This window comes from Rheinheimera sediminis, from assembly GCF_004005375.1.
Lineage (GTDB): Bacteria > Pseudomonadota > Gammaproteobacteria > Enterobacterales > Alteromonadaceae > Pararheinheimera.
Map to the genome: position 1 here is coordinate 1 of NZ_RZUF01000084.1, position 599 is coordinate 599.

Annotated in this window: 1 protein-coding gene; it reads left to right on the plus strand. The window is 53.1% G+C overall.

Annotated elements, in window-relative coordinates:
• On the plus strand, positions 1–599 hold a 599-nt coding region (locus EMM73_RS19855; RefSeq protein WP_409994321.1), incomplete at both ends, for a Mu transposase domain-containing protein.

Consider the following 599-nt stretch of genomic DNA (forward strand, 5'->3'; position numbering starts at 1 on the left):
ATTATGCCCGCCAGACCCTACAAACCTCAGGATAAAGCCAAAGCGGAAGTGGGCGTACAGGTAATTGAACGCTGGATTTTAGCCCGGTTGCGCCATCACACCTTCTTCTCGCTGGCAGAACTGAATCACTGCATCAACGCACTGCTGCAGGAGGTGAATGAACGGCCCTTTAAACAATTTAGCGGTAACCGCCGGGAATGGTTTGAACAGCTGGATAAACCGGCACTTGGCAACTTACCGCGTGAAGCCTATCAGTACACTGAGATTAAACAGGTCAAGCTGAATATCGATTACCACGTGCAGTATGGCGAACATCTGTACTCCGCCCCCCATCATCTGGTGGGCGAAAAGTTAGAACTGCACGCCACTGACCGCCTTATCACGCTGTACTTCCAGAATAAACGGGTTGCCAGTCATCCGCGGGTAAACCGGCGTGGCATGAGTACCCAGGCAGAGCATATGCCCACCCGGCATGAAAAACACCACCAGTGGTCCCGTGGCCGGTTGATGAACTGGGCCAAAGACATTGGCCAGGATACCCTCGACTGGGTGGTTCGGGTACTGGACAGTAAAACGCATGAACAACAAGGCTACCGGGT